The organism is Litoreibacter ponti, from assembly GCF_003054285.1.
Classification (GTDB): Bacteria; Pseudomonadota; Alphaproteobacteria; order Rhodobacterales; family Rhodobacteraceae; genus Litoreibacter; species Litoreibacter ponti.
This window is the reverse complement of the sequence record NZ_QBKS01000001.1, coordinates 1,529,786-1,545,183: the sequence shown is the minus strand read 5'-3', so window position 1 is coordinate 1,545,183 and position 15,398 is coordinate 1,529,786. Positions and strand designations below refer to the sequence as shown.

The following is a 15,398-nucleotide window of genomic DNA, read 5'->3' as shown; positions in this document are numbered from 1 at the left end:
CATGCGCGAGCCGGATTTTAGTGCTTAATTTCCTCGTCTTTCACGTACATGTTCGCCCATGCACGGTCGATCAGCTCGGGCGTCATCTGGTTCGGGATGCCCTCGTATTCGCAGACGGAAATCATCTGATCGATCAGAAAGTTCGCGTGATAGTTTGCGTAGAGGTTGTCGATCGTCGGGTAGCGCACCTTCAGCAGATGGATGAGCGCTTCCTCGTTCAGCGGCACCTTCTTCTTCTTTGCGACCATGGCAAAGACCTTCAGGAATTCCTCCTGCGTGGGGCCGTCGATCTTGATCTTGTAGAAGATACGGCGCAGGGCGGCGCCGTCGAACATCTCGTTGGGGTGGAAGTTGGTCGAGAAGATCACCAGCGTGTCGAAGGGCACTTCGAACTTCTCGCCCGATTGCAGCGCGAGGATGTCGTACTCGGCTTCCATGGGAACAATCCAGCGGTTGATCAGCGCCTGGGGCGGTTCTTCCTGACGGCCAAGGTCGTCCACGATGAACACGCCGCCAGTGGATTTCAGCTGCAGCGATGCCTGATAGGTCCTTGAAGTTGCGTTGTAATTGAGGTCGAGCATGTTGAGCATCAGCTCACCACCCGTCATCACGGTGGGCCGCTCGCACATCAGGTAGCGCTTGTCGTAGCGGTTGTCGGTGCGGCGCAGGGAGGAGGCCTGCACCTCCTCCTCTTCCACCAGTGTATGCACAATCGGATCGTAAAGCGTGACGACCTGACCTGCGTATTCAATGCATTGCGGCACGTAGATCATATCGCCGAGCGCGTCGCGAATACCGTTGGAGATTGCGGATTTACCGTTACCGGGCGGGCCGTAGAGAAGGATCGAGCGGCCGGAACTTACAGCGGGCCCCAGATTGTCCAGCAGGTCGTCGGGCAGGATCAGGTGACCCATGGACCCCAGCAGCCTTTCGCGCGTGATCTGAATGTTTCGCACGGATTGTCGTTGTACCTGCTCTTTGTAGTGATCAAGCGGCACGGGTAGCGCGCCGTAATATTCGGATTGTGCAAGTGCGTCGAGCGCACGTGCCTTGCCTGTATCGGACAATTGGAACGCCATTTCCGAGCCTGAGCCGGCGTGAAGCGTACCTTGCGCCTCGATCAATTTCTGTTCGCGCGCGATTTCGACCAGTTGCTGGGTCAGTGGCAGCGAAAGGCAGATCGCCTCCGACATCTTGGAGACATGTTCGAGGTTCTTGCGAAACACGGTCTTCAACAGGATGTCGCGCATCATCACGATGCTCAGGCCGGTATCTTCCAGTGATTTCGGCGGGGCCGGCGCCTGTACACCGGGGGTGGTTTGCATGTTCATCTGCTCTGCCTCATGTGTTGCCTTGTTCACGCAACAAGACCGTTCGCGCTTCAAATGACCCGGCGGCTGCGCTAGCCTTGCCGAGCCACAAATGACAGGCCCCAAATCAGAGGGCCTCGCGCGAGGAACATGAGCATGGACAACGGTATGGATAGGGCCGGATCAAGGCTTTTTCTTGTCTACCTGTTGGGGTTGATCGTCCTTTTGGGGGGGCTCGCGCTGGCGAAAGGCGGGCTTTATATTGACCGGCACGAAGGCGACACGCTGCATCTGATCGAAATCGTGCTGCGGATGGCGGCTGGCGAATGGCCCCATATCGACTTCGTGACGCCCTTGGGGGCGATGAATTTCCTGCCGATCGTCTGGTTCGTGCAGCTCGGTTTCGGGATCGGAGCGGCGATCCTGCTGGCCCAGATCGCGATGGCAATCCTGATGGTGCCGATGCTGTGGTGGGTCGCCCGGTCCCGCCTCACCCGTGGCGCGGCCTATGCCCTTGGCGGGCTGGTGATGGTCCTTGCGCTGGCAATGATTCATGGCGAAGCCGCCGCGTCGATTTCGATGTCGATGCACTACAACCGCTGGGCTTGGGGGTTCACCTTTTTGGCTGTTCTCGTCGCGGTGCTGGAGCCGAAACGAAAGCAAAACCAATGGTTTGACGGTGTAATCCTTGGATTTGCTTTCAGCTTTTTCGTAATGGGCAAGGTAACTTTCGCGGTGGCGCTGGCCCCGGGTGTGGTCCTTGCACTGATGTTGCGACGCCAGTGGGTCGCGATGGGCACGGGCCTGGCCATCGTGGCCGCAGGGGCGCTGGCCTTGACGATTGCGGCGGGGCCGCAGCTTTGGCCCAGCTACATCGGGGATCTTTTGCTTGTGAGCAGTTCAAATATCCGGCCGCGCGCCGGGGTCGATCTGCCGACGCTACTGACGGCACCGCAATATGTGCTGGGTAACGCAGTCTTGCTGCTGTCGATCATCGTGCTGCGCCGCGACGGTCGGTCCGATTTGGCCGCGATCATGCTGCTGCTTGGCGCGGGTTGGATCTTCATCACCTATCAGAATTATGGCAATGATCCGAAATGGCTTGCTCTGCTGGCGGTTCTGCTGCCCGCGATTGCGCGCACACCGCAAGTGATTGCTCTTTCCGTGGTCGCGGCGGCGATGATTGCGCCGTCCTTTTTCAATATGGCGGTGAGTCCGGCGCGCCATTTTGTCGTGAACACAGAGGCTTACAGCGCGCTATTTGCCGAAACACCTTATGCCGAGGCGCATGGGGATTTCCACACCAAGTCCGAGCGTGTCGATCGCGTTTTGATCCGCACGCCGCAGCGCTTTGAAAGCGATGCGTTTGCCTATCTCAATGACCGCGCCGCGCATATGGCGCCTGCGACGTTCCAAGGCGAAGAGTATCGCTCCTGTGTTCAGCAGCTTGGGTTGATCGGTACGTCAAAGGCAATTGCGCGCGATCTTGGTGAGGTGGTCGATAGCGGCGCACGCGTGTTCGTCGCAGATACGTTCGCCAATCTCTGGATGTTCGGAGAGCTGTCCGCGCTGGAGGGCGGGGCGCCTTGGTATTACGGCGGATTGTCCGGGTTTAGCTCGGCCGATTACTTCCTGATCCCAGCCTGTCCTGCGACGCCGCACGCGTTTCGCGCGATCCTTAAGGATGTCGAGGCCCGCGGGGCCCCTTTGGAAAAGGTTCGGGAAACCGAGCTTTATACCCTGTTCAAAACGCGCTAGGCGGCGACTGAAAGACCCAGGTAGACGATCAGGCTGACGGCGAGGGGGACGCCCATCGGGAAGTCCCGCGTGCGCTCCCAGCTTTCCCATTCGGGGACAAGGCGGCGCAGGGGGGAGACGCGTGCCAAGCGGTGGAGCACAAAGGTCAGGATCACGGCGGCTGCGAATATTGCCATCATGTTGGTTGCTTGCGATACCGCCACGAAGGGGGCCATCGCAGCCGCGAACTTGGCATCGCCCGCGCCGACTAGGCCGGTGATGCTCATCACGAAGCCCAAGGCAAGCACGACGGCGATATGGGCGAAGCGCCAGAGATAGACTTCAAGCGGCAGGGTGATCACGCCGACCACGACGAAGACCGCCAACAGAGCCAGAACGGCCTTGTTTGGGATTTTCATGCGGGCGAGGTCGCTCCACGCGACCCAGATTGCGATCGGCAGGGCCGGGATCAGCGCCCAAAGCGCGAAGCTGCTCATCGGTTTAGCTCTCCAGAGTGCGGAGCGAGCGGATCGCGGCCTCGAAATGCTGCGGATGGGTCTCGATGGCTTGCCCCAACAGGTCCTTCCCGACCTCGACATCGCCTTGCTTGATGGCGGTCAGCGCCATCGTGTGCAGCAATTGCGCGCGTTCGGTCTGCGAGACCTGAATGATCGGCAGGCGGTAGTTCTTCCGCGCGCCGCGGGCGAGAACCATATTGTTCTTTGCGGTGAACAGACTGGGATCGTAGGTGATCGCTTCGCCAAAGAGCCGCTCTGCCTCGACATAGTCGCCGCGCGACAGTTTCGAGTAACCCCAGTTGTTCAGGACGGAGGCGGGGGTCGTGGTCAGGCCAACGGCGGTCTGGTAGAAGCTGTCCGCCTTTTTCCATTCCTTGTTGGTGTCGGCGATGATCGCCTCGAGCCGGTAGCGCTCAAAGGTTTCAAAGGTGGGTGGGACCGCGTCGAGCGCCTTTTCGGCCTCTTTCCACTTGCCCTCGCGGATCAGCGCGTTGGCGTAATCGATGCGGTCGTCATTCGTGGCCTCTTCGTGCTGGACGATTTTGCCCAAGATCACGCTTGCCTCGGTGGCGCGCTTGGCACGCAGCAGCGATTTGCCCAATCCGCGCTGCAGGTCCAGGCGGTCGGGGTTTTCGCGCGTCGCGCGCTGGAAATAGGTCACCGCCTCGTTCGGATCGGCCACGCTGAGCATGATGTCGTTGAGATTGCTCTCATCGATCACGTTGACATTCTTCAGTGTTTTGCTGAATTCGCCGTTTTCGCGTTTCTCGCACGCGGTCAGGGCAATCACGCTGATTAGGCACAGCATGCCTGTCTTCATGTGGCGCATGGGCGTCCTCTACTCTGCTCTCAATGGGCTTTTTAGATCAAGGCGCCTGAAGGATCAGGTAGCGGCCGTTGCCGCGTCGCACCAAGTCGAAAGCTCCGTCTTCTTTTTCTTCACTATAGGCCGGGTTCTCGATTTTTGCGAGCGCGCGGCGCAGGTTTTCGCGGATTTCGTCAGATTTGCCACTATCGAGCGCGAAGGCCGTTTTGAAGACGCGACTGGCCTCGCCGGTCTTGCCGCGTTCCATCAGCACGACGCCCAGATTGTTCCAAGCGGGAACGAAGGTCTGGTCCTCCTTGATCGCGCGTCTCAGCAGGTCCTCGCTTTGGCCCAGGCGGCCCAGTTTCAGGTTTGCAGAGCCAAGGGCGCTCAGCACATCCACGTTGATCCCTTGCTCGCCCGCCGCGCGGAAATAGGCCTTCAGCGCTAGCTCATATTGGCCCGCGGCCATCAGGCGGTGGCCCACGATCAGCCCGTCGACACTGGCCTCGCGAGAGACATCTCCGGTCGGCGGAAACGGTCCAGCCCCCTCGTCAAACGAGGGGGTGGAAGGCTCGCAGGCCGCGAGCATCGTTACAACAAGAAGTGTCGGTCCCCACCGAACGCGCATAGCGCCTCACGTCATCAGCCACCGTTGAGGTTTTTATAGATGTCGTAGATCGACGGCCCAATCAAAATGATCAAAAGGGGCGGCAGGCAGAACATCATCGTGCCCAGCGTGAGCTTGGTGGGCAACACGTTGGCCTTCTCTTCGGCCCGCATCACGCGTTTGTCACGCATCTCGGACGCGTAGACCCGCAGGGCGTCGGCGATGGATGTACCAAAGCTAGTCGATTGGATCAGCACGGTCACAAAGCTGGACACGTCCGGCACGCCGGCGCGTTCTGCCATGTCGCGCAGCACCGTGATGCGGTCCTTGCCGGCCTTCATCTCGTTGGCGACTGCTTCGAACTCGTCGGCCAGCGCGGGGTAGCCCGCGCGGATCTCGGCCGCCACGCGGATGATCGACTGATCGAGGGCCTGACCGGCTTCGACGCAAACCAGCATCAGGTCGAGACTGTCCGGGAACCCGCTTTCGATTTCGGCCTGACGCTCTTGGCGACGCCGCTCGATCCAGTATTTCGGCAGGTAGTAGCCAGCTCCGCCGGGGATGACGATCGCAAGGATCAGGTCGCGCGTTTCCATATCGTCGCCGAGGATCAGCACGTACAGAAGACCGAGCGTCAGAAATAACAACCCGAGCGCGAATTGCATGAAGTGGAATGTACGAACCGCGCTTTTGCCCTTGTAGCCCGCCTGCAGAAGCTTCAGCTTCATGCCTTTGAGCTCTTCGACATCCTGTGGTTCCAGGAAGTTGGCAAACTTGTCTAGCTTGTCCGTCCCGCTTTTCTGGCGCAGGGCCTGGGCTTCGCCGCTTTTCGCGCGCCCGCCGGAGCGTTTGGCCTCTTCGCGGATGCGGTCTAGCGGGTCCTTTTGCTTCTTGAGCATGGTGGGCAGGGTGACGAGCACCAGCACCACACCGAACAGGCCGACTGCGAGCAAGGGGCCGAGATCGCCGAATTTTTCGACGAGCAGGGCATTGATCTGATCAAGATACTGCATCGCGTTAGACCTTAATATTAACCATGATGCGCATGAACACGACGTTCACCACAAGGAAGACGCCCACGACGATACAGGCAGGGATGAAGAACTCGGTGTCCTTCACTTCGGTGTAGTAGTCAGGTTCCATCACGTTGATGCCGACCAGCGCCAGAAGCGGGAACACCGACAAGAACATGCCGGACCATTTTGCCTCGGCCGTGATCGCTTTCACGCGACGGAACAGCTTGAAGCGGGCGCGGATCACCTGGGACAAGCCGTGGAGAATTTCTGCGAGGTTACCACCGGAGGTCTGCTGGATCGTCACGGCCACCGCAAGGAAGCGCAGATCCTGCATGTCCATGCGTTCGGCAAGGTGTTTCAAGCTCTCGGAGACATCTCGGCCATAGGCGCTTTCGTCGGCGATGACGCCGAATTCGGTGCCAAGCGGGTCGGCGACCTCCTTGGCGACGATGTTGATGGCAGACGAGAACGGGTGTCCCACGCGCAAGCTTCGCACCATCAGCTCAATCGCGTCGGGCAGCTGCTCCTCGATCATTTCCATGCGCTTCTTGCACTTGTTATTGACCCAGACATAGACAGCGCCGATGCCCATCACGAGGGCGATCAGGCCGCGTACGGGGGCGGCGGCCTCGGTCATCTGGGACAAGATCGCAAAGATCACGCCGGCCAGCACGAACATCATCGCGATCAGCGCCATGGGCGAGAACGCGATGTTGGCGCGCAGCGCCTTGTCGGCCAGCATTGAATAGAGCGGGATCCCGCCCGAATTCATATGCTGGTTCATCTCTTTGCGGAGCTGGTCGAGCACCTTTTCGCGTGATCCGCCCTTCTGGATCATGTCCAGGCGGCGGTTCACCTTGCTGTTCAGGCTGATGGATTTGCCGAATACGACGAGGTAGACGCCTTCGATCAGCATCAGCACTGCGACGAAGATAATGCCGTAGAGAAGCGGCTCGAAACTGATTTCCATAACTGGTTACTCCGCTGCCACTGGCTCATAAATTGATGCAGGAAGGTCGTAGCCCCACTGCTTGAAGCGTTCTGAATAGTGCGAGCGCACGCCCGTGGGTGTGAATTGGCCGATGATCTTGCCGTCCGGCTGCAGCCCGAGCCGCTGGTAACGGAAGACCTCCTGCATGGAGATCACGTCGCCTTCCATGCCGGTGATCTCGGTGATCGAGACCATGCGGCGCGAGCCGTCCTGCAGACGCGAGGCCTGCACGATCAGGTTCACAGCCGACGAAATCTGGGCGCGTACTGCCTTGATCGGCATCTCGATGCCGGCCATCGCGATCATGTTTTCGAGGCGGGACACGCCGTCCCGGGCCGAGTTCGCGTGGATCGTGGTCATCGAGCCGTCGTGGCCAGTGTTCATGGCCTGCAGCATGTCGATCACTTCCTCGCCACGCGTCTCACCCACGATGATGCGGTCAGGACGCATCCGCAGAGCGTTGCGCAGACAGTCGCGCTGGGACACAGCGCCTTTGCCTTCCACGTTGGCGGGGCGGCTTTCCATCCGGCCGACATGGACCTGCTGAAGCTGAAGTTCCGCCGTATCCTCGATCGTCAGGATGCGCTCGGAGTTATCGATGAAGGAAGACAGCGCATTGAGCGTGGTCGTCTTACCAGAGCCCGTACCGCCGGAGACGATAACGTTCAGGCGGCAGGCGACTGCGGCTTGCAGATAGGCAGCCATCTCTTCAGAGAACGCGCCGAACTTCACCAAGTCGTCGATGCCGAGCTTTTCTTTCTTGAACTTACGAATGGAGACCAGCGAGCCGTCCACCGCGATCGGCGGAACCATGGCGTTGAAACGCGAGCCGTCTTTCAGGCGGGCGTCCACGTAAGGGTTCGATTCATCAACGCGACGACCCACGGCGGACACGATCTTGTCGATGATCCGCAGCAGGTGCTTTTCGTCCTTGAAGCGGGTGTTGGTGAGCGACAGCTTACCGTCGCGTTCCACGAACACGCGGTTGGGGCCGTTCACCAGAATATCGTTAACGGTGTCGTCCTTCAGAAGTGGCTCAAGGGGCCCAAGCCCCGTCACTTCGTCAAACAGCTCCGCATGCAGGGTTTGGCGTTCCTCCTTGGTGAGGATGATCGCCATCTCTTCGAGACCTTCGGCACAGATTTCGACAATCTCGGATTTCAGCTCTGCCTCGGGCGCATTTTCAAGCGCGGACAGATTGAGGTTGTCAAGCAAACGATGGTGCAGTTCCGAGCGCACTTCTTCAAGGCGCTGGCGGCGCTTGAGCTCTTTATCCTGCGCCAGGCCGTCTGCGGCGCTTACCGCTTTCTCCGACCCGGGTTTGCGCATGGATGAGGCCGAGCTGGGGGCGGATGTGGCATCGGGTTTCTGCTGTGCCTCAGCGGCGGGCTTTGCACCTGCATCTGGAGCGGCGCCGGATTTTTTATAACGGGAAAACATACGCTTAACCTTCTCTTACCCGGCCTCTTCGGCCTGGTTGACGTCATGCAGGGACTTGGCGAGCTTGGCGATTTCCTTGCGCAGCGGGTTCTTGCTTGCGGTCTCCGCAAGGGGGAGCCCGTGATCGCAGCTTTGCGCGACTTGCTTGCCGCCATCGGGCAGATGCAGCTCGACATCGATATCAAGGCTTTCCGCCATGCGCTTCGCGCGGCTCTTGCCAGCCAGATCGGTGAACTTCGGCGCGCGGTTCATCACATAGCGGATTTTCTCGTAGGGCAGGTCTTCTGCCTTGAGCGCGCGGACCATGCGTAGCGTGTTTTGCGCGGAGCGCAGATCCAGCTCCATCATGCCGAAGTAGACATGGGCCATGCCAAGTACGGTTTCGGTCCACTGCACCAGTGTCGACGGCATGTCGATTACGACATAATCGAAGTTGCGCTGCGCCGTTGCGACCAGTTTTTCGATTTCTTCGGGCCCGATCATATCCAGCGGGATCATGTCGGAGGGCGCGGTCAGCACCTGGATCTTATCGTTGAAGGTCAACAAAGTGGCCTTGAACGCATCGTCGTCCATTGCATCAATGTCTGACAGCATCTCCAGCACCGCCTCGCGGCGGGGCAGGTCGAGATAGGTCGACGCTGATCCGAACTGGAAATCAAGGTCCAGCAAGCAGACGCGAGCGGTCGATTTCTTCTCCGTCGTGGCCAGCTCCCACGCGAGGTTCACCGCGAAGGTTGATGCGCCGCAGCCACCGGCCAGGCCGTGGACGGGAAGGATCACACCATCGAGCGTGCCGATCTTGCCGGTGGCTTGAGGCGCGCGCGGTGCGTCGTTTTCGACCTGCTCAACCACGGGTTCTGGTTCGGGTTTGCTGACACGCTCGATCGAGTCGTGCAGCGCGCCTTCCGGAAGCGGGTAGGGGACGAAGTCGTCGGCCCCGAGCTTCAGCAGTTGGTGGAGCGCGATGGGCGAGACATCCTCGGCGATCAGGATCACCTTGATGCCAAGCTCCTTGGCGCGGCCGATGATGTCACCGACCTTGGTCAGGTTGTCTTCGTCATGTGTGTCGACGGCCACCGCGATGAACTTGAGCTCCGATGCGTCGGGCTGGTTCAGATACGCGGCGGCGTCGTCGAAGTTGAGATCGCCCCAGCCTTCGCCCATCTCCGTTTCCATATCTTCGATCAGAAGATCGAAGTTCTGCACGTCGCGGGCGACGGTACAGGCGGCGATCGGGGCCGGTTCGGTCTGTAATGCTACACTACTCGTCATGCCATGAATCCCATTTGGCCACTCAGGACCGGGTTCGTGTTAGCAAGGGCACCTTTTTAAAGGGTTAGCGCCCCCACCAACTGTTTGCGGTATTCGAACCAACCTTCCGTCTTTGCGCGGATTGTGGCTCATCTCATGACAAGAAATGCTTAGGAAAAAGGGCGATAATGGGGCGGAATTAGCGAGAATTTGAGGTATTATCCCCAGTTACTGGACGATCCGCTCTCTTGCGAGGGTTTCTTCGCTCTTCGCGGTCTGCACGTATTCACGCTGAACCAGGACACCGTATTTGCCGTCAAGCAGCATCGGATGGCCCTTAACGAAGCCCGAAACCTCGGTCACGGTGCGGCGGTTGCGACGCTCCGGGTTCTCGGTGACGATGATCGGTCGGGTCTCGCCGAAGGAGGCGAGCGCCTCGAGGCGGGACCGGCTGATGCCCTGGCTTGTCAGGAAATGCACCGCGGCCTCGGCCCGGCGCAATCCGAGCGCCTTGTTCGACGCGGCGGAGCCGACAAGATCGGTGTGGCCGTAGACACGGAAGGTGACTTCCGGGAACTGACGGATCCAGTTTGCCTGCTCCAGCAGAGCTGCGCGGGCGTTGGCATCGAGCTCGGCGGAGCCAAACTCGAAGTTCACTTGCGTGTTCACATCGGCCTCGAAACGGCGGCCAAGGCTTTCGGCCACGCTCAGATCGCCATTGTTGATCAGCGTGTTGGTCATGGTGGGGTTGCCGAAGCCACCCTCGTCCAGATACCCGCCGGCCTCGCTTTCGAAGACCTGCTGCGATTTCCCGCAAGCCGACAGGCCCAGTGCCATTACGGCGATGATGGCGATCGAAGAAGTGGACTTAAGCATTTGATATTACTCCAGAACGTAGCCGTAAGAGCCCGAATAGTCTTGGCGGGCCACTTCGCCGGTGGGGGAGCGGCGGGAGCGCACTTCTTGCGCCACCTTGCCGTTAAGGAAGAAGTCACGCTCGCTGGGCGGGCGCACGCGGTCGGTGGAGACGACAAGCCCGTCGCCGCGGCTTGGCGAGACGAGATGCGCGGTCACGATGACCACAAGCTCGGACTGCCGCCGCTCGTAGTTGGCGGAGCGGAACAAGGCACCCAGAACCGGGATGTCGCCCAGCCACGGAACCTGACCGGCCACGTCGCGGAAGTCGTCTTCGAGAAGACCTGCGATGGCGAAGCTTTCCCCATCACGCATCTCAACCACAGTGGACGAGGCACGCTTCGAGAACGCATTCACGGTGAAGCCGTCATTCTGGACCACAACCGTTGGATCAAGGCCGGAGACGGCCGTGTCGAGCTTGAGGTTGATGATGTCCTGGTCCAGCACCGTCGGGGTGAACTTGAGCTCCACACCGAAGGGGCGGTAGCTGATCGTCACCGAGCCGTCATCGCTGATCGGGATCGGGTATTCACCACCTGCAAGGAAGGTTGCCTCCTGGCCGGACAATGCAGTCAGGTTCGGCTCTGCAAGAGTGCGAACAAGTCCTTTTTCTTCAAGAGCTTCCAGAACAACAAGGGCGCGAAGGCTGCCGCTGCCGAAGCCGAAGGAGAAGACACCGTTGCGCTCGCGGCTGGACGTCACACTACCGGCTTGACCGCCAGCGCCAAGCGAACCGGCCTGGTTTCCGCCCGTCTGCAGGGTGTTGGTGAAACCGTTGGCCCCGAAATTGCTTCCGGCGCCGGTCTGGAAGCCGAGCGAGGCCGACAGATCTTTGGAGACCGAGCGGCGCATCTCTGCGAAGCGCACTTTCAGCATAACCTGCTGGGTGCCACCTACGCTCATCAGGTTGGAGACGGCTTCCGGTGCGTAGCGCTCGGCCAGATCAAGCGCGCGATCCAGCTTGGTGATCGAGGAGACAGTGCCGGAAAGCACCAGGCCATCATTGGCGGTGCGGACTTCGATGTTTTCGCCGGGCAAGATCTCGCGAAGGCGCTCCTTGAATTCGGAGATGTCGGGGGAGACGCGAACGGAGACATTGGTGATCAGGCGCCCATCGGGGCCAAGCAGCGTCAATGTCGTGCGGCCGGGGCTTTTGCCCAACACATATATAGTGCGATCCGACAGGGTCGCGATGTCTGCGATGGCCGGGTTGGCCACGGAGAGTTCCGCGAAGGGGATGTCGCTCTCGACGACCACGGCGCTGTTGACCGGGACATTGAGTTTGCGAGCTGTCGATTGATTGGTGACGGAGAGGTTTTGTGAGAACCCGGTTCCCGGCACGAAAGATACGAGTGCGAGACCGAATAGGCCTGCGCAAAGATACTGCTTCAATTTCATTGTGATCCTGCCTCTCTGATCACTAAAGGGAATGGGTCTTTTGCCCATTTTCCCGGTGAGGATGCTCGATTTGACTTTTTATTGCAAGAATCATGGGCTTGCCGCATGAAACTTATGTGGATAAGTCGCAACACATTCCCTCTATGGGGCTATTTGTAGTGTTCGACACGACAGCGGCACCCAAGATGGGGTGCCGCAATCGGAGTCTTCGCGCGGATGCGGTGATTTAGTCCTGACAGGCGATCGGGATCTCGATGACCTCGGCGCCTCTGCGGGTCTTGATGGTGCAGACCCGCTCTTCGACCGCCTCGACGGCCTGCTCTTCGCGGATGCCAAGAAGCTGATTTTGGTCCACTTCAACCGCGGCTACTTCGGTATCGTCACCGGCACCAACCAGCGACAGGGACAGGCGGCCGGAGGACTGTGCTTGCGCCAACGCACCCACCTGGGTCGGTGTTGCCGCGACGGTCACGGTCCGTGCGATTGTCGGGGCAGAGCGATCACCATCTGCGATTTGGTCGACGGCCAGCAGCTTCAGCCGGGTGTCGATCAGCTTGGTGACCTCCCGGCCGCGGCTGTCGCCCGTCCAGTAGACGTCCACATGGTCACCCGGGCGCAGGAAGCCGGACACGCCGGACGATACATCAACCCGCAGCGCGAAGGCGCGCATGCCCTTGGCAAGGCGCGAGGAAACCCCCGCATCTTCGCCCGGCTCGGTGACCTTGGAGGTCATCACGGCTTCGTCTTTCTCCATCACACGCAGAACGGTGCGCAACTCGCCAGAGATCGGGAACAGTTCCTCGCCCTCCTGGAACGCGCCTTCCGGAATGGCGTTGTTGGGCCAAGCGACGATTTGCACGTCTTCCTTGGTCAGTGTCTCGCCATACGCCATCTGACGCTTGACGGTGAAGACCGCTTCGAGCGGTACGTTGCTTTGCAGCAGCTTTTCCTGAGCGGCCACCTTGGCCTGATATTGATCAAATCTGTTTTTGGCCATGTAGGCGGCGAAGCCCGCAAGCGCGACCCCCATCACCAATACCAGCCCGAATACCAAACGCATGATTTAGCCCCTTCTTCATATTCCAAACCCCGCTGACCTCGTCATACGGGCTACTCGTCTTTGGAAACAATGATGGGGAATTGCGGCGAAATGTTGGAACGCCAAGGGCGTTAAGGCGGCATCTTGGCCGCCTTAACGCTGTTTTTTTGGTGTTTTTAGAAGGAGGTGGAAATCAACTGGCTGCTCAGCTCAGCATCCACATCGTTCGTTAGGTCTTCGGTGCCGTCCATGACGACCCCCATAGAGGCCAACGCAAGTCCGATCACCCCGGCGGCCAGGATGACCCAATCGACGGTGACTGCACCGTCTTCGCTGGCCCAAAATTTTAATGCCGCACTCATAATGTCCGTACTCCGACAGAGTTCTTCTGAAACGCACACCCGGTTCTCGATTTCTATTTGTCGCCAAGAATTGTGGCAAAAATGGGAAACATTGTGGCGATTTCGCCTTATTTCGAGGTCACGGCGGAAACTGAGCGTTTCTTCGCCGATCCGGGCGCGCGGGGTGGGACTGCAAAAGCCGCGCTCGGGATGGGCGCGGCTTTTGAAAATCTTGCGAAAGGGCAGGGTCTTAGAAGGTTGTAACCTTCTCCTGCGCGCGCAGCTGGTAGCCGCGGTCTTCATCGAGCTTCTCGACACCACCAATGATGGAGGCCACAGCGACTATGCCGATGAAGGCCGCAGCGCCCCCGGCAGCAACCCATGGGATAGTGAAGGCGCCGGTTTCGTCGGCAACGAAGTCTTTGATCAGTTTCTTCATGATAATTTCCTGTCTCTTAACTGCGCGGCCTCGCAGGGCGGTCCGCATTCTTCCGAGTCACAAGTTCTTTGGCAAACCGGGCAGTATTGAGACCGTTTTGGTTCATTCTTGGTGCATTTCAGGTCTGCGACGCCGCACCTGGAATCGAAAAAGGCCGTGCTCTTGCAAGCACGGCCCCTATCGAGTCGCAGGGTCTGCGACGATCCACCTTAGAAGGTGGTCGAGATGCCCTGGCTGGTCAGCTGAGTCTCGATGTCGCCGGACAGGTCTTCCAGACCGTCGGAGACGGAAGCCATAACGGCGATGCCCAGACCAACGATTGCAGCAGTCAGCACAACCCAGTCAACGGTCACGGCGCCAGATTCGTCAGCGGCGAAGTTTTTGATTAGAGCTTTCATAGTGTATCCCTCCAAGGATGTAAGTTCAGTTCAGTTTCCAAGTTAACCTCGACGTTTGTGCTTCCCGGCCAGCCTCTGTTCTAGACCGTGTCGCCGTCTTGGTATGCAGTGGTTATCCTGTTCAAACGGGGCGAGAATTGGGCGCGAATGGTTCCTTTTCCGAGCGGCCCCAAAAAAATGCAAAAAATTGCTTACACCTCTGTTTTTTAACGAAAACTTAGTATTTTTCCCTTTTCCCAGCCTCATGACTGTCCCATCAGGGCGACCAATAAAGCACGCCCGGCGGCATTGTTGTGCGGATGGAGTAGAAACCGCCCCGGAATTTTGCGATGCTCGCATCCAACAAGAATAAAAACGACGCGGGCAGGCACTCAGATGTCCTACATATTGAGAGGGATTCTCCTCCTCATGGGTCTTTCCTTGGGGTTTTCCGCGCAAGCGGAGAGCCATAAGCCCGCTTTTGGCGGCAATTTCACGTTCAAAAAGCTTGCGCCTCCGAAGCCTGGCGCGAAGAAACGCATCAATATCCAGATTGAGCCGGTGCCAGAGACATCGGCCAAGCCAAAACCGGACAGCAAGACGGGCGCGCGCGCCAGCTCCGATCTGGATTGGTTTTGGCAGGCGGTCTCGCCGAGCATCTCCGCAAGTGGACCGGGCCGATTCACGCAAGCGGTCGAAAGCCTCACCAAGGCCCCGACCGGCAAGGCCGTGCGCGCGCCGCGTCTTGATAATATGCAAAGCATCGCGTCTTCCCATGGCACCACGATCCTGATCGAGACGCTGAACAAGAAAATCTCGCCTGCGTTCGTGTTAGCCGTCATCTCCGTCGAATCCGGAGGGCGGGTGGCCGCGGAAAGCAACAAGGGCGCACAAGGGCTCATGCAACTTATCCCGGACACTGCCGCACGCTTCGGCGTCACCGACAGCACTGACCCCGTGCAGAACATCAAGGGTGGGGTCGCGTATCTTGAGTGGCTCATGAATGAATTCGACGGCGACCCGATCTTGGCGCTTGCTGGCTACAACGCGGGCGAGAACGCGGTGAAGAAGCACGGCGGTGTGCCGCCCTTCGCCGAGACGCGGGCCTATGTACCCAAGGTGCTGGCCGCGTGGAAGGTGGCCCGAGGCATGTGCCTCACCCCGCCAGAGCTGGTGTCAGACGGCTGCGTCTTCCGCACGAAGGGCTGAGC

General features: G+C 59.4%; 16 protein-coding genes. 2 read left to right on the top strand and 14 right to left on the bottom strand.

Annotated elements, in window-relative coordinates:
• Positions 1-17: 17 nt before the first annotated feature.
• The gene (locus tag C8N43_RS07775; RefSeq protein WP_107845049.1) at positions 18-1,331 is read right to left on the bottom strand and encodes an ATPase; all 1,314 of its coding nucleotides are present in this window, start codon (positions 1,329-1,331) and stop codon (positions 18-20) included.
• A 135-nt stretch (positions 1,332-1,466) separates the two neighbouring features.
• On the opposite strand from C8N43_RS07775, the gene C8N43_RS07770 reads away from it, so the two are divergent.
• Positions 1,467-3,068, top strand: coding sequence for a hypothetical protein (locus tag C8N43_RS07770; RefSeq protein WP_107845048.1), 1,602 nt, complete (start codon positions 1,467-1,469; stop codon positions 3,066-3,068).
• Here C8N43_RS07770 and C8N43_RS07765 read toward each other — a convergent pair.
• From C8N43_RS07765 to C8N43_RS07705, 13 genes are all read right to left on the bottom strand, one after another.
• Positions 3,065-3,544 carry an A24 family peptidase gene (locus C8N43_RS07765; RefSeq protein ID WP_107845047.1) on the bottom strand — a complete coding sequence of 160 codons (480 nt, stop codon included), beginning with the start codon at positions 3,542-3,544 and terminating at the stop codon, positions 3,065-3,067. The genes C8N43_RS07770 and C8N43_RS07765 overlap by 4 nt on opposite strands.
• A gap of 4 nt (positions 3,545-3,548) precedes the next feature.
• On the bottom strand, positions 3,549-4,394 hold the full coding sequence (locus C8N43_RS07760; RefSeq protein WP_107845046.1) for a tetratricopeptide repeat protein: 846 nt from the start codon (positions 4,392-4,394) through the stop codon (positions 3,549-3,551).
• A 37-nt stretch (positions 4,395-4,431) separates the two neighbouring features.
• On the bottom strand, positions 4,432-4,962 hold the full coding sequence (locus C8N43_RS07755; protein ID WP_245912946.1) for a tetratricopeptide repeat protein: 531 nt from the start codon (positions 4,960-4,962) through the stop codon (positions 4,432-4,434).
• 53 nt (positions 4,963-5,015) lie between these two features.
• Positions 5,016-5,993: a type II secretion system F family protein gene (locus C8N43_RS07750; RefSeq protein WP_107845044.1), complete on the bottom strand. Its 978-nt coding sequence runs from the start codon at positions 5,991-5,993 to the stop codon at positions 5,016-5,018.
• A 4-nt stretch (positions 5,994-5,997) separates the two neighbouring features.
• On the bottom strand, positions 5,998-6,966 hold the full coding sequence (locus C8N43_RS07745) for a type II secretion system F family protein (protein ID WP_107845043.1): 969 nt from the start codon (positions 6,964-6,966) through the stop codon (positions 5,998-6,000).
• Between the two features lie 6 nt (positions 6,967-6,972).
• Positions 6,973-8,316 (bottom strand): TadA family conjugal transfer-associated ATPase, encoded by a 1,344-nt coding sequence (locus C8N43_RS07740; protein WP_425437044.1) that lies wholly within the window; start codon positions 8,314-8,316, stop codon positions 6,973-6,975.
• Between the two features lie 126 nt (positions 8,317-8,442).
• Positions 8,443-9,699: a CpaE/TadZ family protein gene (locus C8N43_RS07735; protein ID WP_107845041.1), complete on the bottom strand. Its 1,257-nt coding sequence runs from the start codon at positions 9,697-9,699 to the stop codon at positions 8,443-8,445.
• 207 nt (positions 9,700-9,906) lie between these two features.
• On the bottom strand, positions 9,907-10,554 hold the full coding sequence (locus tag C8N43_RS07730) for an OmpA family protein (RefSeq protein ID WP_425437043.1): 648 nt from the start codon (positions 10,552-10,554) through the stop codon (positions 9,907-9,909).
• Between the two features lie 6 nt (positions 10,555-10,560).
• Positions 10,561-11,991 carry a type II and III secretion system protein family protein gene (locus tag C8N43_RS07725; RefSeq protein ID WP_107845040.1) on the bottom strand — a complete coding sequence of 477 codons (1,431 nt, stop codon included), beginning with the start codon at positions 11,989-11,991 and terminating at the stop codon, positions 10,561-10,563.
• A 226-nt stretch (positions 11,992-12,217) separates the two neighbouring features.
• Complete coding sequence (cpaB, locus tag C8N43_RS07720) at positions 12,218-13,051, bottom strand: Flp pilus assembly protein CpaB (protein ID WP_107845039.1); 834 nt, start codon at positions 13,049-13,051, stop codon at positions 12,218-12,220.
• 155 nt (positions 13,052-13,206) lie between these two features.
• The gene (locus C8N43_RS07715) at positions 13,207-13,392 is read right to left on the bottom strand and encodes a hypothetical protein (RefSeq protein WP_107845038.1); all 186 of its coding nucleotides are present in this window, start codon (positions 13,390-13,392) and stop codon (positions 13,207-13,209) included.
• 229 nt (positions 13,393-13,621) lie between these two features.
• Positions 13,622-13,810, bottom strand: coding sequence for a hypothetical protein (locus tag C8N43_RS07710; RefSeq protein WP_107845037.1), 189 nt, complete (start codon positions 13,808-13,810; stop codon positions 13,622-13,624).
• A 209-nt stretch (positions 13,811-14,019) separates the two neighbouring features.
• Entirely contained in the window at positions 14,020-14,208 is a 189-nt protein-coding gene (locus C8N43_RS07705; RefSeq protein WP_107845036.1) for a Flp family type IVb pilin, read from the bottom strand.
• A gap of 408 nt (positions 14,209-14,616) precedes the next feature.
• Between C8N43_RS07705 and C8N43_RS07700 the strand changes: the two genes are divergently transcribed.
• On the top strand, positions 14,617-15,396 hold the full coding sequence (locus C8N43_RS07700) for a lytic transglycosylase domain-containing protein (RefSeq protein ID WP_107845035.1): 780 nt from the start codon (positions 14,617-14,619) through the stop codon (positions 15,394-15,396).
• Positions 15,397-15,398 lie beyond the last annotated feature (2 nt).